Source organism: Flectobacillus sp. BAB-3569, from assembly GCF_002270355.1.
GTDB lineage: Bacteria > Bacteroidota > Bacteroidia > Cytophagales > Spirosomataceae > Flectobacillus > Flectobacillus roseus.
Genome location: NZ_NJFZ01000039.1, coordinates 1 through 24,634, shown reverse-complemented (window position 1 = coordinate 24,634; position 24,634 = coordinate 1). Strand labels below are relative to the sequence as shown.

The 24,634-nt window shown below is 36.1% G+C and carries 20 protein-coding genes and 1 pseudogene; 12 read left to right on the top strand and 9 right to left on the bottom strand.

Annotated features, from left to right (window positions below; genetic code table 11):
* Window positions 1-797: 797 nt before the first annotated feature.
* From BWI92_RS24890 to BWI92_RS24860, 7 genes are all read left to right on the top strand, one after another.
* Window positions 798-3,614, top strand: a complete 2,817-nt coding sequence (locus BWI92_RS24890) for a DEAD/DEAH box helicase family protein (RefSeq protein ID WP_229363547.1) — start codon at window positions 798-800, stop codon at window positions 3,612-3,614.
* 88 nt (window positions 3,615-3,702) lie between these two features.
* Window positions 3,703-4,056 carry a GxxExxY protein gene (locus BWI92_RS24885; RefSeq protein WP_310588957.1) on the top strand — a complete coding sequence of 118 codons (354 nt, stop codon included), beginning with the start codon at window positions 3,703-3,705 and terminating at the stop codon, window positions 4,054-4,056.
* Window positions 4,057-4,114: 58 nt separating this feature from the next.
* Window positions 4,115-5,134 carry a YhcG family protein gene (locus BWI92_RS24880; protein WP_176464534.1) on the top strand — a complete coding sequence of 340 codons (1,020 nt, stop codon included), beginning with the start codon at window positions 4,115-4,117 and terminating at the stop codon, window positions 5,132-5,134.
* 1 nt (window position 5,135) lies between these two features.
* Complete coding sequence (locus BWI92_RS24875) at window positions 5,136-5,318, top strand: hypothetical protein (protein WP_141234924.1); 183 nt, start codon at window positions 5,136-5,138, stop codon at window positions 5,316-5,318.
* 35 nt (window positions 5,319-5,353) lie between these two features.
* On the top strand, window positions 5,354-6,700 hold the full coding sequence (locus tag BWI92_RS24870) for a restriction endonuclease subunit S (protein ID WP_409024763.1): 1,347 nt from the start codon (window positions 5,354-5,356) through the stop codon (window positions 6,698-6,700).
* A gap of 22 nt (window positions 6,701-6,722) precedes the next feature.
* On the top strand, window positions 6,723-7,085 hold the full coding sequence (locus BWI92_RS24865) for a four helix bundle protein (protein ID WP_095168011.1): 363 nt from the start codon (window positions 6,723-6,725) through the stop codon (window positions 7,083-7,085).
* Window positions 7,086-7,181: 96 nt separating this feature from the next.
* On the top strand, window positions 7,182-8,699 hold the full coding sequence (locus BWI92_RS24860) for a class I SAM-dependent DNA methyltransferase (protein ID WP_095168009.1): 1,518 nt from the start codon (window positions 7,182-7,184) through the stop codon (window positions 8,697-8,699).
* 225 nt (window positions 8,700-8,924) lie between these two features.
* On the opposite strand, the gene BWI92_RS24855 is transcribed toward BWI92_RS24860, so the two are convergent.
* From BWI92_RS24855 to BWI92_RS24825, 7 genes are all read right to left on the bottom strand, one after another.
* Window positions 8,925-11,159: a TonB-dependent receptor domain-containing protein gene (locus BWI92_RS24855; RefSeq protein ID WP_095168006.1), complete on the bottom strand. Its 2,235-nt coding sequence runs from the start codon at window positions 11,157-11,159 to the stop codon at window positions 8,925-8,927.
* Window positions 11,160-11,547: 388 nt separating this feature from the next.
* The gene (locus BWI92_RS24850) at window positions 11,548-12,225 is read right to left on the bottom strand and encodes a LytTR family DNA-binding domain-containing protein (protein ID WP_095168003.1); all 678 of its coding nucleotides are present in this window, start codon (window positions 12,223-12,225) and stop codon (window positions 11,548-11,550) included.
* Between the two features lie 10 nt (window positions 12,226-12,235).
* On the bottom strand, window positions 12,236-12,835 hold the full coding sequence (locus tag BWI92_RS24845; protein WP_141234923.1) for a sensor histidine kinase: 600 nt from the start codon (window positions 12,833-12,835) through the stop codon (window positions 12,236-12,238).
* Between the two features lie 104 nt (window positions 12,836-12,939).
* Window positions 12,940-14,040, bottom strand: coding sequence for a lipopolysaccharide assembly protein LapB (locus tag BWI92_RS24840; protein ID WP_095167998.1), 1,101 nt, complete (start codon window positions 14,038-14,040; stop codon window positions 12,940-12,942).
* Between the two features lie 100 nt (window positions 14,041-14,140).
* Window positions 14,141-14,536 carry a hypothetical protein gene (locus BWI92_RS24835; protein ID WP_141234922.1) on the bottom strand — a complete coding sequence of 132 codons (396 nt, stop codon included), beginning with the start codon at window positions 14,534-14,536 and terminating at the stop codon, window positions 14,141-14,143.
* Between the two features lie 470 nt (window positions 14,537-15,006).
* Entirely contained in the window at window positions 15,007-15,573 is a 567-nt protein-coding gene (locus tag BWI92_RS24830; RefSeq protein ID WP_095167993.1) for a collagen-like protein, read from the bottom strand.
* Window positions 15,574-16,188: 615 nt separating this feature from the next.
* The gene (locus tag BWI92_RS24825; protein ID WP_095167991.1) at window positions 16,189-18,603 is read right to left on the bottom strand and encodes an outer membrane beta-barrel family protein; all 2,415 of its coding nucleotides are present in this window, start codon (window positions 18,601-18,603) and stop codon (window positions 16,189-16,191) included.
* Window positions 18,604-18,814: 211 nt separating this feature from the next.
* On the opposite strand from BWI92_RS24825, the gene BWI92_RS24820 reads away from it, so the two are divergent.
* The 3 genes from BWI92_RS24820 to BWI92_RS24815 are packed head-to-tail and all read left to right on the top strand — an operon-like array spanning window position 18,815 to window position 20,601.
* Complete coding sequence (locus tag BWI92_RS24820) at window positions 18,815-19,882, top strand: sensor histidine kinase (protein ID WP_095167988.1); 1,068 nt, start codon at window positions 18,815-18,817, stop codon at window positions 19,880-19,882.
* Complete coding sequence (locus BWI92_RS27855; protein WP_217903481.1) at window positions 19,883-20,038, top strand: hypothetical protein; 156 nt, start codon at window positions 19,883-19,885, stop codon at window positions 20,036-20,038.
* A gap of 26 nt (window positions 20,039-20,064) precedes the next feature.
* A complete protein-coding gene (locus tag BWI92_RS24815; protein WP_217903480.1) occupies window positions 20,065-20,601 on the top strand; it encodes a LytTR family DNA-binding domain-containing protein in 537 nt (178 codons plus the stop codon).
* Between the two features lie 132 nt (window positions 20,602-20,733).
* On the opposite strand, the gene BWI92_RS24810 is transcribed toward BWI92_RS24815, so the two are convergent.
* On the bottom strand, window positions 20,734-21,744 hold the full coding sequence (locus BWI92_RS24810; protein WP_095167986.1) for a YhcG family protein: 1,011 nt from the start codon (window positions 21,742-21,744) through the stop codon (window positions 20,734-20,736).
* A gap of 1,117 nt (window positions 21,745-22,861) precedes the next feature.
* Here BWI92_RS24810 and BWI92_RS24805 point away from each other — a divergent pair.
* Window positions 22,862-23,098 carry a hypothetical protein gene (locus BWI92_RS24805; protein ID WP_095167983.1) on the top strand — a complete coding sequence of 79 codons (237 nt, stop codon included), beginning with the start codon at window positions 22,862-22,864 and terminating at the stop codon, window positions 23,096-23,098.
* 846 nt (window positions 23,099-23,944) lie between these two features.
* A complete protein-coding gene (locus BWI92_RS24795; protein ID WP_095167979.1) occupies window positions 23,945-24,181 on the top strand; it encodes a DUF2141 domain-containing protein in 237 nt (78 codons plus the stop codon).
* Between the two features lie 116 nt (window positions 24,182-24,297).
* Here BWI92_RS24795 and BWI92_RS27500 read toward each other — a convergent pair.
* Window positions 24,298-24,634 (bottom strand): annotated as a pseudogene (locus BWI92_RS27500) (hypothetical protein); the annotation flags it as partial.

Sequence of the window (24,634 nt, the reverse complement as noted above, 5' to 3'; positions counted from 1 at the left end):
GTTAGTGGGCAAAATAAAATTTAAGATTGTGCTTTGGGCTTTCAGGTATCGGCTTTCGGCGGTGGGCTATGGGAAAAATGAATGTCCAAGATCGTCAAAAACATTTTAACACTCTTTGCCTTGTACCTGTTGCCTTGTCCCTAAAATAAAATTTAAGATTATGCTTGGGGCTTTCAGGTATCGGCTTTCGGCGGTGGGTTTTGGAAAAAAGCATGGCTGTGGGCAATAAAAAACATTTTAACACTCTGTGCCTTGTGCCTGTTGCCTTGTCCCTAAAACACAAAACTTAAATATAATTCTGCACTAATACTTAAGTTTGTAGTGAGCATGGGAATAAATGTCATTTTTTATATTTCATAATACTAGTCCAAATTCTTTAGCTTTCGGTAAATAAGGGTCTTTTATTCTTTGAAATTCAGATATGAAATGATTCTTGCACCAATTAACAACAAAACTTGTCACCATAAATTGCTGATTTTGAATAGCCACATAAAACTTCATTGGAATAGAACTCTCTTCCGAAGCCAATATATACCTCCCAAGAGACATATGGACGGACGCAATGGGTATCATCCATCCATAAATCAGTTTGTTCGCCAACTTCTTCCCCAAAATCAAAGCCATAAGCATTTAGCGCATGTCATCGGTAAGTTTGGTTGAATCGCTTAATGTATAGTCAGACTTCTCCAGCCTACCGAAGCAAGCTTATTTTATCCAAATTTTTTACCTAAAACATAAAAAATAAGCTAAATTTAACCCACAAAATGAAGTTTACTACCGCACCATACCTAGATTGAATGATGAGTACTGATAAAAACCAAAATCCCGAACAGATAGCCCGTGATAAAATAGACACCATGCTTAGAGAAGCTGGGTGGCTTGTACAATCTAAAAACGAGGTGGACTTGGGGGCAAGCAGAGGTGTTGCCGTAAGAGAGTATCAAGCAGCTTCTGGTTTTGCCGATTATGTACTCTTTGTAAATAGAAAGCCTGTTGGAATTATCGAGGCCAAAAAAGAAGACGAGGGCCATAAGCTTACAGCAGCAGAAGACCAAGCGGTGGAATATGCGAACGCTAAGCTAAAATATCTCAATAACGACCCTCTGCCTTTCGTTTTTGAAAGCACTGGTATTGTTACTCGTTTCAGAGATTTAAGAGACCCCAAGCCAAGGGGACGAAATATATTCTGGTTCTACAAACCCGAAACTTTGGCAGAATGGTTACAAAAAGATAAAAGCTTACGTGCAAGGCTTTTAAGTATCCCTTCATTGAATGAGGCAGAACTTCGTCCTGCTCAAATAAAGGCGATTAAAAACTTGGAGGTGTCTTTCAAAAAAAATAGACCCAAAGCCCTCATTCAAATGGCTACGGGGGCTGGAAAGACGTTTACCGCCGCTACTTTTGTCTATCGCTTGCTCGAACACGCCAAAGCCAATCGTATTTTGTTTTTGGTGGATACCAAAAATTTGGGAGAACAAGCCGAACAGGAGTTTATGGCTTTTCAACCCAATGAAAGCAACCGAAAATTTACCGAGCTTTACAATGTTCAACGACTGACTTCAAGCTATATTGCTTCTGATAGTCAGGTGTGTATTTCTACCATTCAGCGGATGTACGCGATTTTGAAAGGTGAAGAGTTGGATGAACATGCCGAAGATAATAACCCTAACGAATCGACATGGATGGAGCAACAACGAGGCAAAAGACAAGCATTGCCCGTTGAATATAACCCCAAAGTACCTATCGAGCAGTTTGATTTTATTGTGATTGATGAGTGTCACCGTTCGATTTATAATCTTTGGAAACAAGTATTAGACTACTTCGATGCTTTCTTGATTGGACTCACCGCTACGCCCGACAAACGAACCTTTGGCTTTTTTGAGGAAAATGTAGTGAGCGAATATACCTACGAGGAATCGGTCGTGGATGGCGTAAACGTACCTTATGATGTTTATACCATCGAAACCGAAATTTCACAAAAAGGCAGTACGATTCAGGCGGGTTGGTTTGTGGATAGACGTGACAAGCTAACTCGAAAAACGCGCTGGCAACAGGAAGATGAAGATACGGATTATACCCGCAATGATTTGGATAAAAAGGTAGTAAACCCAAGTCAAATCCGAACAATTATTCGTGCGTTTAAAAGGGCTTTACAAACCGAAATTTTCCCCAATAGAAAAGACGAAAATGGGGAATACGAAGTGCCTAAAACCCTCGTATTTGCCAAAACTGACAGTCACGCCGACGATATTATCAAAATCATTCGTGAGGAATTTGACGAACGTGATGACTTCTGTAAAAAACTTACCTACAAGATTCAGGAAGATCCCAAATCGGTACTGAATCGCTTTCGCAATTCTTATTATCCACGGATTGCCGTTACCGTGGATATGATTGCAACGGGTACGGATGTAAAGCCTTTGGAGGTTTTGCTTTTTATGCGTGATGTAAAAAGCAACAACTACTTTGAGCAAATGAAGGGGAGAGGTACGCGCACCATCAACCACGATAGTTTGCAAATGGTGTCTAGAACGGCCAGAGCTAAAACGCATTTTATCATCGTGGATGCCGTTGGTGTGACCAAATCCAAAAAAACAGATAGCCGTCCGCTCGAACGTAAACCAACCGTTGCCCTCAAAGACTTATTGGGCGCTATAACGATGGGGGTTGCCGAAGAGGACCTATTTCTTTCCTTGGCCAATCGCCTTATTCGATTGGAAAAAGAAATTACGGAGAAGGAAAAAGAAAAACTTCTGGAATATTCTAAAGGTAAGAGCCTCAAACAAATCAGTAAGGAATTACTTTCGGCTTTTGACAAGGACGAAATAGAGATAAAAGCTCTGTCTATTATGGAGGCTACTCCTGTACATGACCGAACGCCCCTGCTGATAGAACAAGCTCATCAAGAGGCTCAACAGCAACTGATAGAAACAGCGGCTTCGACTTTCAATGGTAAGCTTAATGACTATATCGAAAAAGTGAGACAAGAGCACGACCAAATCATTGATAGTCACAATATCGACACCGTCACTAAGTCGGAATGGGATACTACTTCGGTAGATAAGGCTAGGGTATTAGTACAGGGCTTTGGCGAGTATCTCGAAGCCAACAAAGACGAAATTCAAGCGCTATCTATTTTTTATAAGCAGCCCTACAACCGTAGGAATGTTACCTTCAAGATGATTAAAGAGGTGTTTGATAAACTCAAATTAGATAAACCAACCTTGGCACCACATTACTTGTGGGAGGCATATAGTCAGCTTGAAGAGGTAAAAAGTAAGCAGCCAATTGATGAATTAACCGCTTTAATTTCGTTAATTCGCCGTGCCTGTGGCATTGATAATGAATTGAGAGCCTTTGATAAAACCATTGAGGACAATTTTAACAAGTGGATTTTTAAACAACATACGGGTAATCACAACCGTTTTTCGCCCGAGCAAATGGACTGGCTCCGTGAACTCAAAAACCATGTGGTCAATTCCTATCATATTGAAATTGACGATCTTGACTATACGCCATTTGACGAGAAAGGAGGAAGAGGCAAGATGTACCAACTTTTTGGTGCAGAAATGATACAGATTATTGAGGAATTGAATGAAGTATTGGCCGCATAAAATATCCGAACCTTTGATTAAACAGATTAATTGATTTTATGATTAATGAACAATACAAATACAGCGAATTAACGGGATTGATTATAGGTTGTGCAATGGAAGTGCAGGAAATGGTTTTCAAGAAGTCATTTATCAAAGAGCCTTAGATATTGAGTTTGGATTAAAGTCTATTTCGGCAACAAGAGAGTATGAAATGCCCATTTACTATAAAGAACAACAAATAGGCACAAGGCGGGTCGATTTTCTGGTTGATGGAAAAATATCGGTTGAACTAAAGGCTTTAACCCAATTAGAAGATGTGCACTTGGCGCAAGCCATTAATTATTTGGAAGCATACGATTTAGAAATTGGGCTACTCATCAACTTTGGAGCAAAAAGCCTTGAGTTTAAAAGATTAATCAATAAAAAATTCAACCAAAAAAACAAGGGAATCCTATCGTAAGCCAAAATCGTGAAAATCCATTAATCACAAAAATCAAAGGTTCAGATAAATGAACAGCATGATGAACGAAGTAGAAAATAAGGATTACTTACAAACGCTGATTTCTTTAAAGCAAAGAGTCTTACAAGCACAATACAATAGCTATAGTGCCGTAAATTCGGAGATGATTTTGGCGTATTTGGATATTGGAAAAATAATTTCTGAGAAAACAAAAACGGGCTGGGGTACTTCTGTGATCCAACAACTCTCCAAAGACCTGCAAGCGGAGTTTAATGGTGTAAAAGGTTTTTCGGAAAGAAACTTACACCGTATGAAATTGGTGTATGAAGAAATGCAAGAAAATGCAATTTCGCCACAGCTTGTGGCGAAATTGCACTGGGGACATACCTCTTTAATTTTTAGCAAGATAAAAGACAAAGCCGAACGTGCATTTTATTTAGAAAAAGCTCAGACAGAGGCCTGGAGTAGAAGCATACTGGAGGAAAAAATTAGGTTTGATCTGTATGCCAATTACCTACAGTTTCAAAGCAACTTTGATAAAACGCTAAGCTCGCAGGAGATAGCTGCTTATCACCTACAGTTTAAGGACGAATATGACCTTTCTTTTTTGAACCTGCCCGACCACCACACCGAAAGGCAACTCCAAAATGCCCTAGTGGCAAATATCACCAAAATGCTTGGGCAGTTTGGGAGTGATTTTGCCTTTATGGGACAGCAATTTCGGTTGGAACTCGATGATAAAGAGTACTTTGTGGACTTACTGTTTTATCACCGCAAATTAAAATCAATGATTGCGATTGAGTTAAAGGTAAACGAGTTTAAACCCGAATACAGCCAACAACTCAATTGGTATTTGCACTTACTCGACAAAACCGTCAAATATCCCGAAGATAACCCCAGTATTGGCATACTGCTATGCAAAACCAAAAGCCAGCTTACGGTAGAATACGCACTGGAAATTGTAAACAAGCCGATGGGCGTAGCCACTTATACTTACTCGCAGCTACCCAAGGAAATTGCCCAAAACCTACCAAGTGCCGAACAATTGGCCGTAATTTTTAATACAAATGATGAATAAAATGAGAGAAGATTGGATTGAATGCAAGGCGGAAGAGTTTGGTGAACTCATTAGGGGAATTACCTACAATAAAAATCAAGCTTCCGATATACCGAAAGATAATTATTTGCCGATTTTAAGAGCGAATAATATCAATGATAACAGGCTAAATTTTGATGACATTAAATATGTTGAAAAAAAATAATTGATGACTTTCAGAAAATTATACCCAATGATATTTTGATAGCGATGTCAAGTGGAAGTAAACATCTTGTCGGAAAATCTGCACAGTCAAAAGGTCATTATGAGGGCAGCTTTGGAGCTTTTTGTTCTGTATTTAGACCAAATGAAAACCTCTCAGGCAATTACATTTCATATTTCTTTCAATCAAATGATTTTAGAAAGAATATTAGTGAGATTTCCAAAGGGTCAAATATCAATAATTTAAAAAGAGAACATATTTTAGATTTTGTTTTCCCTATCCCTCCCCTCCCCATCCAACGAGCCATCGTGTCCAAAATCGAAGCCTTGTTTTCTGATTTAGACAACGGCATTGCTAATTTCAAAAAAGCCCAAGAGCAGTTGAAAATCTACAGGCAAGCGGTGTTGAAAAAGGCGTTTGAGGGCGAACTCACCAGAGAATGGCGAGAAAAACAAACAAACCTGCCAACCGCCGAAGAACTACTCCAACAAATAAAACAAGAACGCCAAAACCACTACAATCAACAGATTGAAGAATGGAAAAAAGCAGTGAAGAAATGGGAGAAAGATGGGAAAGTTGAGAAGAAGCCAAGCAAGCCGACACAACTAAAGGAATTGATTTTATTAGAAGAAAATGATTTGAAAGAATTATCAATTATCCCTGATTGTTGGTTTTACTCAGAAATAGGTAATATCTGTGATTGTATAGTACCCAATAGAGATAAACCAAAATCATTTTCAGGAGATATTAAATGGATTACAACCCCTGATCTGGATGAGAAATTAATCAAGCTTGATTATTCAAAAATTGAACTAGGATTAACAAAAAATGAGGCTGAAAAATACAACGCAAGAGTAATTCCTGTCAATAGTGTAATAATGACTTGTGTTGGAACACTTGGATTGAGTTCAATTGTTGAAAAAGAAATAGTCATTAATCAACAGTTACACGCCTTTTTGCCAGAAAAATATTATTTACCAAAACTATTGGCATACTATATCAGGTTAAATAAAAATTTCTATGAAAGGATTTCTACATCAACAACTATCCAATATATAAATAAAGATAAATGTAATTCATTGCCATTCCCTTTAAGTTCTTTATCAGAACAAACCCAAATCGTTCAAGAAATAGAAAGGCGTTTATCGGTTTGCGATAAGATGGAGCAAAGTATCAAAGAAAGCCTAGCAAAAGCCGAAGCATTACGCCAAAGTATTCTCAAAAAAGCCTTTGAAGGCAAACTACTCACCGAGGCCGAAATACAGCAATGCAAACAAGAAGCAGACTACGAGCCAGCCAGTGAACTTTTGAAGAAAATTACGAATGAAAAATTACGAATGACGAATGAAAAAAAAGTGAAAAAAGTAAAAATTCGTAATTCCTAATTGACAATTAATAATTGAATATATGAAAGATAATGTAGTCAGGGATAAAAGTTATGCTTTTGCAATACGTATTGTGAAGCTTTATAAATACTTATGTGAGGAGAAAAAGGAATTTGTATTGAGCAAACAACTGTTGCGAAGTGGAACTTCAATTGGTGCAAATATAGAAGAAGCCATTGGTGGTCAAAGTGAAAAAGATTTTTTTGCAAAATTGACCATTGCATACAAAGAAACAAGAGAAACGCATTATTGGATAAGATTACTAACCGATACTGACTATCTCACAAAAGAACAAAGTGAAAGTATCTTAACTGATACCGAAGAAATTTTGAAAATTATTGGTAGCATTCAAAAAACAATGAAAAAGAAATTGAATTACGAATGATAAATTAGGAATTACGAAAAAAGTTTAAATAACAAGCCTCGTAATTCGTAATTGAAGATTCGTAATTAAATAATCGTAATTCGTAATTAAAATAAGATGTCAGAAAGTGCAATTATATCAAAAGTGTGGGGATTCGCCAACGTCCTTCGTGACGATGGCGTAAGTTATGGCGATTATTTAGAGCAAATCACCTATTTGCTATTTCTCAAAATGGCCGATGAGTTAAACAAACCACCTTACAACAAAGGCTTAAAGTTTCCTAAACTCAAAAATGCCGAAGGGGAAGAATTACCAGAAGCCGAAACTTGCGACTGGCAAACCTTATCGCAAAAGCGAGGCTTAGAGCTTGAGAATTTTTACAACCAAATGCTCAGAAGTTTGGGTACTGAAAAAGGCATTTTGGGGCAAATTTTTACCAAAAGCCAAAACAAAATACAAGACCCATCCAAGCTCCTTAAAATCATTGATTTGATAGACAAAGAGCAATGGAGCTTAATGGGAACAGACATCAAGGGCAAAATTTACGAAGGACTTTTGGAGAAAAATGCCGAAGATACCAAAAGTGGAGCAGGGCAATATTTTACCCCACGTTCGTTGATTAAAACCATTGTAGCCTGTGTGCGTCCCAAGCCACTAAAAACCATCAACGACCCCGCTTGTGGCACAGGAGGCTTCTTTTTGGCGGCTTATGATTTTATCAAAAGTCAAAGCTTAGACAAAGAAGAAAAGGAGTTTTTGAAAAATAAAACTTTTTATGGTAATGAAATCGTAGCCAATACCCGAAGAATGTGCTTGATGAATATGTTCTTGCACAACATTGGGGAAATAGATGGAGATACCTTTATCTCTTCGGCTGATGCTTTGATTTCGGATAATGGACAGCGTTTTGATTATGTCTTGGCCAATCCGCCTTTTGGCAAAAAAAGTAGCATGACCATTACCAACGAAGAGGGTAAACAAGAAAAACAAGATTACATCATCAATCGTCAGGACTTTGTAGCCACCACCGCCAACAAACAACTGAACTTTATGCAACACATCAAAACATTGTTGAAAATCAATGGTGAAGCCGCTGTTGTATTGCCCGACAATGTGCTGTTTGAAGGTGGAGCAGGAGAGACGATTAGAAAGGAGTTGTTGAAAACGACCGAACTGCATACCATTTTAAGACTACCAACGGGTATTTTCTATGCACAAGGTGTAAAAGCAAACGTATTGTTTTTCGACAACAAACCAGCCTCCAAAGACCCTTGGACAAAAGAAGTGTGGATTTATGATTATCGTAGCAATATTAGTCATACACTGAAAAAGAATCCAATGAGCTCAGCGGATTTAAAAGACTTTGTCGAGTGCTATCATCCAGAAAATCGTAACAAACGAGTAGAGACTTGGAGCGAAGCAAATCCAGAAGGAAGATGGCGTAAATTCAGTTATGATGAAATCATTGAGCGAGATAAAACCAACTTAGATATATTTTGGATAAAAGACAAAAGCCTTACCGATTTGGATAATCTGCCAGATCCAGATGTATTGGCCAACGAAATCATCGAAAACATCGAAGCAGGGCTGAATAGTTTCAAAGAAATTATGGAAACAATCAGTATTGAAGAATAGAAATAGTATTCTTGTTTTGTCGGCTTCGTATTTTTAGTACAGTTCAACAATATACATAATCTGTATTAAAAATGGGAAGCCGACAACAAGACGACTTGGTGAAACATCCTGTGAGCGAGACAGATTGAAAACAGCACAATGATATAGATCAAAGCAGACAATCTTTTCGTAAACGCACTGATGGATGTTGGTCTTATTCTATGGGATTACTTTAGCCCATTTAAACTAAAGTGTAACTTTTAAACCTACCGTTAGACTTAGCGGAATATTTGAACGATATCCTTGAGGTAGATTAGCTACAATTGGTTGGTTATTAGTAAGGTTATTAATAAGAACAAAGCTCGTTAATAGCTTTGACCACTTATAATTTCCACTAATATCAAAAATCCAATAAGCAGGTAAGGTATTTACATCGTTATATGCCACCGTATTTCCCGGGAGAATCGAGGTCCCTTGACTTGGTTTAATTCGAGTAGCTCCTGTATATCTACCTGTAAGATAAATGGACAGTTTTTCTTTTTCCATTCCTAAACTTACATTCAACTGATGTGGCGTGATAAATGGAATGATATCGCCTGAATTAATCGTTGAATTACCCCAATCACCCCCAGCATTTATAAATGTATCTCCAAATCTGGCATCTGTATAAGTATAGGCAAGATTTAGAGGCAATTTAGTGTTAGCGTCTTTCATGAGCTGGAGTAGGTCATAACCTAAGCTAAACTCAATTCCATCAGTATTAGCATTACCTGCATTATAGGTATCGCCTGTACCAAGCCCACCACCCGACATATTATCTGAACCCAAAATATTAGAATAGTTATTGTGGAATAGTGTTAATTGAGATTTTATCCCACTTTTCTCTAATCGATAACCTACCTCATAATTAAGAGCCGATTCTGGTTTTGCTTGTACATTTGAGGTATTTGTCATAGGTGTACCAGGAGGAGAGAAACCCTTATAAATCCCTGCAAAAAGGCTGCTGTAGTTATTTATTTCATAATTTAGACCTATACTTGGAAGAAAAACACTAATTTGATTTTCACCTCTACGTAGGTTAGTTCCTAACCTGCCATTATCAGCCGTTCCAAAGTTTTCAATTTTCAAACTAATATCTTCATATCTTACCCCAGGGTTAATCGTAAGGTTTTTGAAGTGTAAAATATAGGATAAATACGTAGCCGTACTACTTGCATATCTGATTTGGTTTTCGCTATTCCCATTTACACCAGCACTAGTAAGAACCATAACCTTTTTGGTCATATTATATGTCGATTGAGTAGCCAACCGGTCTGCACGGTCATCATGTATTCTTAAGCCCAATTGAATTTTGTGAGAGACCGCTCCAGATGAGAATTGATATTGAAGGTTTGTTTGTATTCCTTTACTGTAATACTTCCTAGCTGCACCTTGAAAAACCACTTTGCCATCACTTTCTCCAGTCATAATACTATAGGCAGTAGAATATGCTGCTGGATTGCTCAGAATGTTATTAATGCTTTGATCTCCAATACTGTTTACACGACCCCAATCACGAAAAGTATATGAATAATAAGCAGTCGTATTGACAGAAATTTTTCGAGATAAGGCAATGGAATGACTCAAGCTAATATCCTGATGCTGAATAGTTAATAAATCCTTTTGAGTAGCCGCATAACGACGATTGGGATTCTTAAGGAAATCCTGATAAGTGAGACCTAAATAAGACTCATTACCATCTTCTGTAGTATTCACTACTTTTAAAGTAAGAGATTGCTTTATTTTAGCGTCCATCGCTGTATGCCAACGAAGTTTAGCCATAAAATCACGACGATCAAAACCTGTATTTCCACCATTATCGAGTTCTTTAAATCCATTGCTTGCCAGTCGATTCACTTCAAATAAATAGTCAAACCTGCTTTGAGAATCTCCAACCCAAAAACGTTGCTGATTTGTTCCAAAACTTCCATAAGACACCTGTCCTAATCCTTTAAATGAGTCTGGAATTGGCGTCGACAAAAGATTTACCGCGCCACCGATAGTGTAAGGTCCATACTTTATTTGGCTACTTCCCTTCAATACCTCGACACCAGCCATGCGAGCAAACGTTGGAAAGTAGTATGCAGATGGGTCAGCGTACGGCGCTGGTGCTATTAGTATGCCATCTTCCATCAGTGTAATTTTGGCACTTCTGTTCACTGGAGTACCTCTAAGACCTATGTTGGGTCTTAGCCCAAATCCTTCTTCATCTCGAATATTTACCCCAGGTACAACTCGTAATACTTTGTTTATATCAGGTTGATTAAGATTAGATAACCTCTGATTATTTATGTACTCTCCAGAGCCAAAGAGTATTTTTGATTTACTTTCTACAATCGTAACTTCTTCTAATACCTTTGAACTATCACTTACGGATTGTTGATTTTGAGCCCAAGTTGTTGTACTAAATACGAGTAGTAAGCAAGAGATTTTAACATTCATAATTTATTTAGATTAATTACAAATAAAAACAAAATTATGTATGAAATGTTTTTCTCAACTAGAAAGAGTAGAATAAAGATGATTAAAAAAATTTATGATTATTATTAATGAATAAGAGAAAAATGTAAGTATACACTATGTGATATATTGTAATAGTCTCATTATTAGGAATATAAACAAGGTGTGTTGCAGGTATATGATTAATTCATTCTTTATTGTTCCTTAGGTTCGTAGGCAAAATTTAATTCAACCATTGAGTGTTCAGCTTTCAGCTCATGACTTCGGAAAGATTTTTATTTACCTTAAAAAGTATAATTTTTCTTAAAAAAATTGGCTAAAACTAAAGGCAACTCTATTTTAGGCAAGGACACGTTATGGCAAGGCTATCTTACCTATCAAAGAGATCTTTCTTGGATAGTGGTATGATGGTATTTTTTATGACTACATTTTTAGTGTTATACTTCTCAATTTTATCTTTGTTCACTATAAATGCCCTATGAATTTGGATGAATTTTGAAGGAGGTAGTAATTCTAAAATTTGTGAAATCGTAGCACGAGATTTAAAGGTTTTGTCATTGGTGTAAAAGAGTAAATAATTCCCTTCTGAATTGATGAAATTGATGTCTTCTACTAATAACTCGACTTTATATTCACCATCTTTTACCAAAATACTAGGCTTAGGTTTGTCTTCCTTTGAAGATTTTATGAGCGCCAGTTCAATAGACGCTATCAAGTCGCTATTTTTAAAAGGTTTGGTAAGGTAAGAATAAGGCGACGTTGCGACAGCTTCACTGATGATGTTGGTATTTTCGTAGGCTGTCAGATAGATAAACGGTACTTTCTGTTTGTTTTGAATGTGACTGCCCAGACTTATGCCATCCATTTCTCCTTCTCCAAGATTGATGTCAAGGATGATGAGATCAACCCATTCTTTATTAAGAATTGCCAAGGCTTCACCTGCATTTTTGGCTTCTAAAACCTGATAGCTATTTTCTTGAAGAATTTTTTTAGTAAGTCTTCTATTCAGAAAATCGTCTTCAACGATTAGTATTACTTTTGAATTCATGGTAGAGGTGTTAAAAACACATTTTCAGTTCAAATCCTTTTTTGAGGTGCGTTTCTACGGTGCCATTGAGCTGGTCAATCAGTCCTTTCATGATTTCTACGCCAAGCCCATTGGTTTGTACATTCTTAAAATCAAAGCCAACGCCATTGTCGATATAGTGAAGGCAATTCTTTTTTGAGTTTTTCTCTTGTGTGATTTCGATATTGATAATGCCTTTTGTTTGATTTTTGAAGGCGTGTTTCATGCTATTGCTAACCAACTCGACGATAATCAAACCCAGTGGTAGTGCTTTTGTGATAGACAAAATCTCAATTTCACAAGTGATAAACAGGCTAATATTTTTCTCTTTGATGTCATAAGAATCCTTTACGAGTTCGGATAGGTCGGTTATGTACCGCTTCAAGTCCACCTCATTGACACTTTCTGAAACATTCAATTTTTTATGGAGTAAAGCAATCGAGTGAATCCGATTCTGGTTGCTTCTTATCAAGTCGTCAATGTTGCTATGGCTCGCCGATTCTTTCTGGATTTCTAAGATGCTGATCACATACTGCAAATTATTTTTTACACGATGTTGCAGTTCAGAAAGGAGCATCTGTTTCTGATCCATGGTTTTCTCTATTTCCTCTTTTTGAAGTCTTATTTCTCGGTTTTTATCTTTTAAAATCGCATTGTTTTTTTGTTTTTGGCGGTTATTGCGAATCAAAATAAGGGTTAGTAATCCAAAAAAATAAGAAATCCAATGAGCGTATTTTGTCGGATAGAATTGTCGTATTCCTTTTTAGCTTCTACTAATTCTCGTTCACGTTGTTTGATGGTATTGACAATATTTTGTGTTTGAAAAATTCTAGAAGAAGTATAAAGGCTATCGTTAGCAGCATTTACTATGTTTAGATAATTGATTGCTTTGGCTGGATCTTGTTGCTCGTAGATTTTAGCTAAAATTTTGGCGGCGCTTATGGTAAGCACTAAGTTTTTGAATTGTCGGCCGCCTGCTAAGGCTTTTTCTGCATAAAAAATAGCTGAGTCTGGCTGGTTCATTGCCTGAAAAACTCCTGCCAAATCAACCGACTGCTCAGATTCTAAAAAAGGATTGCCAAATTTGTTGGAGAAGCTAATCGCAGTTCTTAGGTAGTTTAATGCCTGTGTAAAGTTTTTACGCTTTTTTTCTACCCTTCCCATGATGGCATTGGCATAGGATACCTCTATGGGAATGTTCAATCTTCGGCAATTAGTATCTACTATTTTTGCATAATAGATAGCCAAGTCAAATTCGTTTAGATTTTCGTAAACCTCACCAAGATTATGGTAAATTAGCCATTTCCCGTTGTTGGGCAGTGATTCTATTTCGGGATCGTTTTTGGCTTTTAACAACCATTCTAATCGGTGTTTGCTATCTTGTTGTTTTTCGTAAACAAGGGCGATTAAGTTATAAAAAACGATTTCCAGCTTGGGGTATTTTGCTTGACTTATCTGTAAACCGTCATAAGCCGACTGCATACCGTTTTGCCAGTCGCCTGTGATGGTTGAGACAAAGCTCAATGCCTGTAAAGAAACCAATTCTCCATAAGTGTAATCGAGTTTTCGGGCAAGTTTGATTGACTCCGTCGCATATATTACAGCTTGGTGAGGCGCTGTCATGGTATGATATCTTGCCAAGCGCCACAAGCTGATGACGCTGTTGGTGTCTTCGGAGCCTACTTCTAAATTTTGTTTCAGCTTTTTGACTTCACTTTCAGGTAGGGAGAGAGGTTGCCCAAATACAGTATAAGAAGCTAAAAGTAAAAGTGCTATTTTGATAAGTATGTCGGGCATTTTCAGTGGATAGTAGTACTAAAAAACACCTTTTCTATTCGTTATTTATGAAGAGAAAAGGTGTTTTGATCCTCTAATCGTAAATATAAGTCATATTTGATTAGAATGGTTTAGGGACAACAAGTTTTCCAGTACCGCATACATTAATTGTACCTGCAGTTTTCCACGCAAATGTTACAGGTTTTGAGGGATCAGTTACCTTAATAACCCAATTTTGCTCGTAATTGCCCGAACCAATAGCGCCAAGGGGCTTACAAGATTCACAAGTGCCGTTGGTAATTTCTAAATTGGCAGCCGAAAAAGTAGCACTACCATTTGGCGCTCCCCATTTCATTTTGGCATTAAGTTTACCTGGTTCAGTAGTTTTTTGCAACATGAAGTGATGTGGTTTTTTTAGTTTCATGTCTTTGTCACACCACAGGGTATTGTGATTTTGGGCATCTGCAAAATGTCCAATAAACAGAATTATTGCGAGGGTAAAGAATAATCTTTTCATTTCTGTAACTAATTAAGTGTTTATCGCCTACTCTAAATCAGCATTTTCGGCAGACTGCTTTCAATAAATTTTAAGTATTCGTGCAGAATATTTGTTTAGGCACTAGGCAACGGGCACAAGGCAAAGAGTGTTAAAATATTTTTAGTAACCACAGGTATACTTTTTCCCAAAGCCCACCGCCGAAAGCCGTTACCTGAAAGCCTAAAGCACAATCTTAATTTTTTTTTACCTATCTGTAACTAATTAAGTGTTTATCGCCTACTCTAAATCAGCATTTTCGGCAGACTGCTTTCAATAAATTTTAAGTATTCGTGCAGAATATTTGTTTAGGCATTAGGCAACGGGCACAAGGCAAAGAGTGTTAAAATATTTTTAATAACCACAGGTATACTTTTTCCCAAAGCCCACCGCCGAAAGCCGTTACCTGAAAGCCTAAAGCACAATCTTAATTTTTTTTACCTACTAACTTATTAATCCTCTAGGTTGTAATACGCTTTTACAGCATTATAATCAGAGAAATCTACTGCTGCTTTACGCCCACTACGTATGTCGTTTGCAGGAATAATCACTATACGAGTTGAAGCTGATAGTGTTGAAGTCGAAGCTACTTTTCTATAAATATTTATTCCTGCGGTGTTTCCAGCAAATGTAGTTTGTGTATAGAATTCATGTTCTACTCCATTTGATGGAACAATACCAGGTATAGCATACCAACCATAAGAGGTTGTGTTATTTGGTGTACCATCGGTCATATAGACTAATAAAGCACTATTATTCATTATTGCCGTCGTGACGTTAGAAGGGAAAACAAATTGTTGAGCTGAGCCTTTCGCTGTCGCCCAAGTTTTGGCTGTGTATGAGATTTGAATCACGTTGGCATTGCCAGTTTGTCCAGCAGGGCCTGAGGGTCCAGCTGGCCCTACAGGTCCTGCCACTCCAGCTGGACCAACGTCCCCTGCTGGGCCTTTACAATTAGTAAATAGTAAACTGAAACACAATGCTGATAAAATTACGGGTAGAAAAGATGATTTTTTCATTGCTATTGCGTATCTCCGCCGAGTGTTTAATTGCTTGATATTTGATTATAGAATGAAATTAGATTGACAGGTAAAGGCTACAAAATTTCTGGGATAAAACGCCGATTTTAGGGATAGAAAGTGATATTGCCAAGATTATGAAGGAGTTTGAATCAAGGAGGTTCTTTGATACAATTTTTAGAGCAGCAAATTGTTATAGCTTTCAAACATTTCAATGCATAAATCCTGAGCGTTTTTTATTCAAATGTTTACAGCAGTACTTATATAAATTAGAGTATACACTGTTAACCAATCATTTACACGAGTTAACTATGGTGTTTACGCCGTTAACAAGTTACAATGAGGGTATAACATACCCTTAAATTTTTGAGCTAATCAAAGATATGTCCGAAGATGAGTAATCATCCCATTCTGGAGAATAGCTTGTTTTATCTATTTTCATTTATGAAGCTATTTGTCTTTTAAATACAGTATCGAGTATTACTTTTATCCTAAACCTAAGGTATAAATTAGCAAACGCCCCATAGTCAATCAGATTATGGAGCGTTTGCTAATTTAATATATCGTATGAAAATGAGTAAATATTACGATTTGAATTAAACCATATATTCAAGGCTATCTTCTTCTTTGGTTTTTGGTATCTGTGTCAACTGTTTTTACGTCTGACTTTAGGATTCCAAAGCGGTAATTAAAGTTTATGGCAATGTAACGACCCTCCCACGTACCTTTGCTATAAGTTGTGAAATTCCCGATTTGAGAGGTTGAATTCCATGACGATCCTCTAAATAAATCATTAAACATGAGTTTTATGGAACTTCTATCCTTAAGTATTTTTTTGGTAACTCCTGCATCAAAAACACCCATAGGATTCGAAATGGCGACTCCCCATGTTGAGTTTAAGTCATACCAGCCTGAAAGGTCAAAGCTCCAACCCTTACCAAACTCCATCTGTTGTTGAACCCAAAGCCCCCCACCAAAAACTTTACGGTCAATAACTTTACCTGCATCAAAGTTCGCTTTAAAGATTGTGTAGTTTGAGTAAATATTGACAAACCCTTGCCACCACTTTGAGATTGTAATTGGGAAACTTAAATTTGCTCCATACTGCTGCATTCTATCTAAATTTCGAGTAATATCAAAAAATACTTCTTGTTTAGTTGATTCATTAATACCTCGATCAGTCACGTATGCTGCAAAATCCTTCGTGTGTGAATAGTTCAAGGTAAAATTCATGGATTGAAACAGTGTGTAACCTAATTCAGTGGTATTGGTAAACTGAGGTCTCAAAAATGGATTTCCTTTCGAACTATTGTAATCGTTTATCCTTCTCTCAAATGGATTTAAGTCGTTATAGTCAGGACGGTCGATAGAATAACGGTATGATAAAGAGAAGGCATTATTATCATTTAGTGTGTAGGTCAACGAAAGAGAAGGGAAAACATTTAGATAACTGGTATCTACTAATTTATTTTGATTTCGACCTAAGGTGGTAAGTTGGCTAGTACTGTGTGTTCTTTCTAAACGTAAACCTAGGCTATATTCCCATTTCCCTTTTTGTCCTGCTAAACTAACATAACCAGCAGCGATACGTTCTATGTATTTGAAGTAGTTAGATTGGCTAGAATCGAGTAATTGTTCACTTTTATTTATATTGTACAGATCGAAGTTATTGTTACTTTCTACATTCGAATATTTTGCGCCAATATTGATTTTTGCGGATGTGTTCAATGGAATTTCAAAATCAGATTTTATCATTTTAATACCAATATTGACAGGTGCGATAATGGAATAAGTTCTGCTCACTACTGTAGATCCACTAACTGGGTTTACATACAAATTGGGTTGAAAAGAGCTAGATCGAATTATGTTGCTATTCCAATCTGCGTCAATACCCCATTTTAGTTTCTGTTCGTTTTCGAATCTATAATTTAGCCCCAAATTGAATACATCATTGTTCTTATTTGTATTATTCAATGAGTTCAATTTTACTTGTGGCGATGTATCTGTACTTGTGTTAAAAATTTGTGTGTTGCCAATTACTTCCCTATTTTCAATATTTGTACTCTTTAAAAGTTCAAAACCAATAGTAGATTTTTTTGAAATCTTATAATCACTTCTAAATCTTATACTTAGCCCTCTTCTGTTCTCGTTGTCAAAAGAATTTAGACGCACAATCTTTTTTTCAGAGGTCATATTCACAACGTCTTCGGTACCATGCCAAATACCATTATCCGTACTAATTGAGGTCAAAACATTCCATTTATAATTACTATAGTTGAGGGCAAAGTTTCCTTCTCCTTTGGGAGTTACTCCTTGCATAGCAGTAGTAGAAATAGAACCATTTAAGCCTGTTTTAAGATTATTTTTCAATTGAATATTAATCACACCACCGCCTCCAGCTGCATCATAACTTGCCCCCGGAGTAGTTGACATTTCAATAGCTTGGATATCGCTTGCTCTTAAACTTTTCAGGAATGAAGCCAATTCATTGCCTTGAATCATTGATGGTTTGCCATTGATATACACTTGAACTTTCGAACGTCCTTTCAACATAAGATTATTTTGCTGGTCAATAGTTACACCAGGAGATTTTCTAAGTACTTCTAAGCCATTTAAACCTACTGTATTACTTGCTGCCACAACATTAAAAACTAGTTTATCTCCTTTTGCTTCTATAACAGGCTTTTTACTCGTCACCGTTACCTCGGATAATAATTCATTACTTGCTTTTAGGATGATTTCTAAATGTAGATTTTGTGTAAAAACTTCGATATTTTGGTAATAAGGTAAAAAACCGACTGATGTCGATTTGATTAAATACTTTCCTGACTTAATAATGGGAGTTTTAAATTGCCCTGATTCCTCAGAAATAACACTTGTAACAAAAGTGGAGTCAGGTATTTTTGCGATGACTATACTAACAAATGGTTGTGGATTTCCTTTTTCATCCTTCACTGTACCTTGAATATACTGTGACTGTGCTGCGCTAATCTTTAATATGAAAAGAATTAGAATTATGAAATGCTTCATGGAATGTTATCTTAAATTAAGTGTTCTTACTTATATTTAGCAAAGCACTTATTTTTTGATAGCATTTTCTGGATATTCATACCAAGTTGGTAGATTATTATACCAAACCTCAACTTAAGTAAATCTTTTAATTTGTCCCATTTTGTATAATATTTAGAATACTTGGTATAAAGTATTCTAAAGAGTTTTATAGATTTTATAAATTTCGTCAATGAACAAATCTATTAATCATATATTCGAACTGATAATCAATCCCCGACTGAGAATCTGGCAATATTTACTGTTTTGTATGGTAATATTCTCAATGGGGCTTTTCTATTCTCTTGATTCTATGAGTTATCGTAATCTTGACGATTCTCAATTTACTTTTGTTTTATTTGTTGAAATTTCAGTACATCTTTTCACGATAATTACGCTAATTTTTCATCTACTTTATTGGTCAAATCTCCTTTTGATTAAGGGGCAAATACCGCTATATACTATTGGATTTATTGTTTTGGTGTTGCTTGAAGTGGTATTAGAGTCTTGTATTTATTCTTACTTTGAGTGCTCGAACGGAAATTCTAGATTTTACACTTTATACTTAATTGGTAGTTTTCTTAATTATGCTATTTTTCACATTGCTGCAATTGGCTTGAAGACCTTCAAGATGTGGATTATAGAAACCAAAAAGCGTTTAAGTGCTGAATCGGACGCTCATGTTGCTCAGTTGCAAATGTTAAAAAGTCAGTTGAATCCCCATTTTTTATTCAATACACTCAACAATCTGTACGTACTAAATCAAACCCGCCCTGCAGAGGCTGGAGAAGTTATACTTGGGCTAGCCGATTTATTGAGGTATCAGATTTACGAAGGGAGTGGAGATACAATATTAATGTCGAAAGAAATAGAATTTATAAAGACTTGGTTGATGTTAGAGGAAATCAGAAGAACCAAAGCTAATTTTCATTTATCAGTAACTGGTGATTACCAAACTCTTCGTCTGCCTCCTTTTATCTTTATGACATTTATAGAAAATGCCTTAAAGCATGGTAAAATAGACGGGGAAGTATTGATTAGTTTCAATTTTATACCCATTTCTGAAGGATGCCTTTTAGAGTTTGAAATTATCAATGAACAACAAACCGAAGGTATATTGAACAAAAGTAAGGTTGGGGGGGTAGGCTTAAAAAACGTAAGACAAAGATTGGAACTCTTGTTTCACCAAAAATATCAGTTGAGAATCGATAACACACTTAACAAGTTTTCAGTGTTTTTAACCTTAGAAATTGCCAATTAAATGAAATGTATTATTGTAGATGACGAACCTTTGGCTATTGAAGGCATGGCTCTGAACATTAGGCAAATAGATTCTCTAGAAGTAGTTGGCACATTTGCTAATGCAATGGATGCCTATAAGTTTTTGAAAGACAATGAAGTTGATTTGATTTTTTAGATATTAATTTGCCTAATCTAACTGGATTGGAGTTAGCTAAAATTATTCAAAATCCTCCTATGATAATTTTTACTACGGCCTATTCAGAATATGCTGTTGAAAGTTATGAAGTTGCTGCTATAGATTATTTGACAAAACCCATCAGGTTTCAGCGATTTTTCCAAGCAGTTAGCAAGGCTGAAGCACAATGGAAACTTCAAGAGAAGTCTGTAGCTTCACTGTCAAATCAAAATTCAACAGAGTACATTCTCATAAAGGCTGACCGACGAACACATCGGGTTTTGGTTAATGATATTCAATATATAGAGGGTCTAAAAGATTATGTTTTAGTACACACACTAAATGAAAAACTAGCTGTAGCCATGAACATAAAAACGATTGGAGCACAATTACCAGAAAGTCAATTTGTTCGTATTAATAAGTCTTTTATTGTCAACATAAATCATGTAAACAGCTTTGACAACGATTTTCTTAAAATTGATTCAAAAGAATTGCCTATTGGGCTCGTATACAGAGATACTTTCCTTAAGAAAATCGCTCAAGACAAAATACTTAAGAGATAATTCTAGCATTTTGTAGGCTTGTATGTCTTTTCGAAATGATCTATCTTACGAATAACACTTATATATTTTCCATTCGGTTTTATATTGCTGACCAATTGAACATGCGTAGATTCAATTGAGTTAATAAGTTTTTCAAAATTCATGTGTAGGATATTTTTCTAACTCCGTTTCAATGGCTTGTTTCAGTTGTGTTTCGGTTGGTAATATCAACTCATATTTACTAGCAACAATATGTTTTTGATTTTCAGGCAAGCTGAATTTTACGACCGTATCATTTTTATCAGTACACAACAAAATACCAATTGTTGGGTTTTCGTGGGCTAAACGTTCCACTCGGTCATAATAATTGACATACATTTGTAATTGTCCTACGTCTTGATGAGTCAATTTATGGGTTTTGATTTCGATAATGACAAAACATTGCAACAGGCGATTATAAAATACTAAATCCACAAAAAACTCATCATCTTCTAATAAGATACGTTTTTGTCGAGCCACAAAGGAGAAACCGTTACCCATTTCCAGCAAAAACTCCTGTAAGTGTGTAATGATGGATTGTTCCAAATCTTTTTCGTAATAGCTACTTTCTCGTTTGAGTCCCAAAAACTCCAAAACCATAGGGTCTTTGATAATTTCTTTCGCTTCTGAAACCTGTTTTTCACCATTGGCAACTGCCAGTACACTTTCTTTGTCATTACTCATTAAAAGTCTTTCGTATAAAAGGCTATTAATTTGGCGTTCGAGTTGTCGAGAAGTCCAATGATTTTTGATACTTTCTGCGATATAGAAAGCTCTTTTATCGGTATCTTCTACAGCTAATAATAATTTATACTGTGTCCAGTTCAATTGCGTCCGCACTGCGGACGCAATTGGAAAAAACCTGTAAAATTTTCGACAACGTTCTAGCTGTCTAATACCGAATCCTGAACCAAATTCAGGTTCTAATTGCTTAGAAAGATATTTTATGATATACTTTCCATACTCAGCACGGTCTTTTCCTTGCTGTTCTTCTTCAAAAATATACTTACCGATATGCCAGTACATGAGTGTACGTTCGTGATCAACTGCTCGAATAGCTCTTTCTTGTGCTTCTTTAATAACAGCTTTAATTTGGCTAACAAGTGTAGTGTTTATTAATTCCATTGAAGATTGTGTGGGTTTAAATAGACGTTATAAGTTAAAAGTATATCAGTTACAAGAATGCTCTCTTTGCCATTATTAGTCTTTTAACTAACCATGGATGAAAATATAAAATTAAAAGATATGTTATCCATATTATAACTGTTTGATGATATAATTGTCACTACTCTTTAAAATTTTACGACCCGAGTATGTACACGTACTCTCTTGAATTTAAAAATGCTGAACGTTAACGCCGTTAACGTTCAGTTTTATCGCGTTAACGAGACGGTTAACGCGTGTAAACGCTTGGTTAACAGCGTTTACACGCGTTTATTCAAATGTTGAATAGGGGGTGGGGGTATGTGGATATAAAACCCTTAGAAATGTGCCAAGATTGTTAGCGCCTCATGACAATCTGCTTCAAATATTGGTAGGATAGTGATGCAATATTCTCAATAGCTGCTAACAGTTAAACGAATATTTATCTCCAAGCATCAAGAAGAGGTGAATATGTTCACTTTATCTCGCATGTATAGTTAAGCTCTATGCAAAGTGTAGGTAAGGTTTAGTAAAACCTTGTACAATCTGTATTCAATCTACCGTTAAACCTTGTGGAATGTATAGGCAATGTTTAGTAAATCTTTATGCAATCTGTGTTCAATCTACCATCAATCAGGTGTCACAACTCAAGTTTGTGTCTTGTACACTAATTTCAACCAATATTTAGCATAACCTTTTTTGGAGCAAGATGGGGTTTCTGGCAGTCAAAAACTACCTAAAACCAGTGTGCAAGCACAACTACTGAATAGGGGAGTGCAAGGCTTCACCTGAGAAGTACGATTTAAAGGTTAGTAATTTGATATGTATTTTGAAGGATAGGTTTCATGAGTTAAATTTTGAGCAGTGTGGGTGCATTACATTACTTTAATATGATAGATGATTACCATCGGAAGACGTTCTTGATAGAGACAGACTACCTGATCAAGAGTTATAGGGTTAGTACAATCTTTTGTTATTTGGTGAAAAAACATAACATCTCCTTCTTAGAGTAAGTGTAGCGTATCAGAACGAAGCTTAAGAAGGAGTAAGATCATAATCAAATCATACATATTGTGTATATTTTTAAACTGTACTAAAAATGGGAAGCCGACATATTCAATGGCATTTATTGCCTGTAGAAAGCTTATTCAGCACTCGTGCTCTTAACTACAAAACTGTTTTCGGACATTATCGCCGTTGGTGTAAGGAAGGTATTTGGAAAAAGTGTTGGATAGAACTTTTGAAAAAATACAAGTCTTCTTTCGACCTTTCATTGGTGAATTTAGATGGAAGTCATTCGTCATGTATCCGTGGCGGCGAAGAAGTTGGCTATTAGGGACGAAAGAAGCGTAAAACAACAAGTGCTCTTTACTTGACTGATAAACAAGGACTTGTATTGGTTATGTCGACACCAGTTGCGGGTAATCACAATGATTTATTTAACATTGAGTAGACATTTGGAGAACCCACTAAGATTTTAGAAGACGCTACTATTTCAGTTGATGGACTATGCAGACGCAGGACGGCAGTCTGTGAAAAAACTTAAAATCTAAGCCTTTAGATTTTAATAGTTGAAAATTCCTCAGATAGGTGTTCGAGTATAGAAATGAATCAAATTAGTTTTTTCACAGCCTGACGGTTCGCCGCTGCGATTTGACGCAGAGAATCTACATCAATTATGTCATCAAAAACAAATTATCGCTAATATTGCTCCTAACAAAAGAAACACTACTGACGATAATTGGTCTCATATCATTGACGAAGAACTCTATAAAGAGAGATATTCCATTGAAAGAACTAACGCATGAATAGATAGCTATAGGTCTTTGTTAAATCGATTTGATACAACGCTTGCAAGTTGGATGGGATTTAACTATATTACCTTTGTTATCATGGCAATTAAAAAATTTAAAAAGGCAAGATGACTTCAATAAGAGTAATATTCAAAACTAGTGTTTTATTCATTTCATTTTCAAATTTCTACAATCATGATTAGAAAGTTTAATATTCTCCTTCTACTGCTTGGCCTAAATTGCGTCTACGCTCATGCTCAGAATGTTCAAGTTTCAATAAGAGAATTACGAAATGCCAAAGGACAGGTGATTCTTAATATCTATAATAGTGAAGCTAGTTACGATAAAGAGCAGCCTTTAAAAACTTTTAAGTTTGATAAAAAAATGCTGTGAACGGTGTCCTATCAGTACAATTAAAATTGGAGCAAGGAGAATTTGGAATAGCACTGATAGATGATGAAAATGAAAATTCAGAGCTAGATAGGAACGTCATTAAAGTACCTAAAGAAGGATTTGGGTTTTCTGATTTTTATTTAGAGCAATTAAAAAAACCGAGTTTTAATGATTTTAAGAAACAGATTAAACTGGCTAATAACAACATTACTATTCGTGTGAAATATTTGTAAATAAATATAAATGCAAAATAAAATGGTATTAATATATAGGGCTATAAGCCGTAGGCATTAGGCAAGCACACCTCTTTGCCTTGTGCCTAAAGCACACAGCCCAGATATAACATGAGTCATCCCGAATTTTGTTGTGCGAAGTAGCACCATAGCATGTTTTGGATGGCCGTTCTCAATCGATAAATCGGTGTCAAAGCATTTTGGCACCGATTTCCTGTTCTATGAGCAAATTGATTGATGATTATCTTGATAATAGATGGCCAATTCCTGATGAGTTTCATCAAGAAGTCGTAAATGAGCGTGACAATGGCTAATAATTTGAGGGTATTCTCGAAAAACCATAACCTTGGAGATTCAATAGCTAGCTCAGTTTTGGCGAATCTAAACGCCTGTTCAATATTCCATCGGTGCATGTAGCTATGACATATTTCCCAAGCATCCTTAGCTGATTCT

Bases quoted from the DNA above. Each gene is read 5' to 3' on its own strand.
- BWI92_RS24890 (WP_229363547.1), top strand. From the start codon at position 798: ATGATGAGTACTGATAAAAACCAAAATCCCGAACAGATAGCCCGTGAT.
- BWI92_RS24880 (WP_176464534.1), top strand. From the start codon at position 4,115: ATGATGAACGAAGTAGAAAATAAGGATTACTTACAAACGCTGATTTCT.
- BWI92_RS24875 (WP_141234924.1), top strand. From the start codon at position 5,136: ATGAGAGAAGATTGGATTGAATGCAAGGCGGAAGAGTTTGGTGAACTC.
- BWI92_RS24865 (WP_095168011.1), top strand. From the start codon at position 6,723: ATGAAAGATAATGTAGTCAGGGATAAAAGTTATGCTTTTGCAATACGT.
- BWI92_RS24860 (WP_095168009.1), top strand. From the start codon at position 7,182: ATGTCAGAAAGTGCAATTATATCAAAAGTGTGGGGATTCGCCAACGTC.
- BWI92_RS24855 (WP_095168006.1), bottom strand. From the start codon at position 11,159: ATGAATGTTAAAATCTCTTGCTTACTACTCGTATTTAGTACAACAACT.
- BWI92_RS24850 (WP_095168003.1), bottom strand. From the start codon at position 12,225: ATGAATTCAAAAGTAATACTAATCGTTGAAGACGATTTTCTGAATAGA.
- BWI92_RS24845 (WP_141234923.1), bottom strand. From the start codon at position 12,835: ATGGATCAGAAACAGATGCTCCTTTCTGAACTGCAACATCGTGTAAAA.
- BWI92_RS24840 (WP_095167998.1), bottom strand. From the start codon at position 14,040: ATGCCCGACATACTTATCAAAATAGCACTTTTACTTTTAGCTTCTTAT.
- BWI92_RS24835 (WP_141234922.1), bottom strand. From the start codon at position 14,536: ATGAAAAGATTATTCTTTACCCTCGCAATAATTCTGTTTATTGGACAT.
- BWI92_RS24830 (WP_095167993.1), bottom strand. From the start codon at position 15,573: ATGAAAAAATCATCTTTTCTACCCGTAATTTTATCAGCATTGTGTTTC.
- BWI92_RS24825 (WP_095167991.1), bottom strand. From the start codon at position 18,603: ATGAAGCATTTCATAATTCTAATTCTTTTCATATTAAAGATTAGCGCA.
- BWI92_RS24820 (WP_095167988.1), top strand. From the start codon at position 18,815: ATGAACAAATCTATTAATCATATATTCGAACTGATAATCAATCCCCGA.
- BWI92_RS27855 (WP_217903481.1), top strand. From the start codon at position 19,883: ATGAAATGTATTATTGTAGATGACGAACCTTTGGCTATTGAAGGCATG.
- BWI92_RS24810 (WP_095167986.1), bottom strand. From the start codon at position 21,744: ATGGAATTAATAAACACTACACTTGTTAGCCAAATTAAAGCTGTTATT.
- BWI92_RS24805 (WP_095167983.1), top strand. From the start codon at position 22,862: ATGGGAAGCCGACATATTCAATGGCATTTATTGCCTGTAGAAAGCTTA.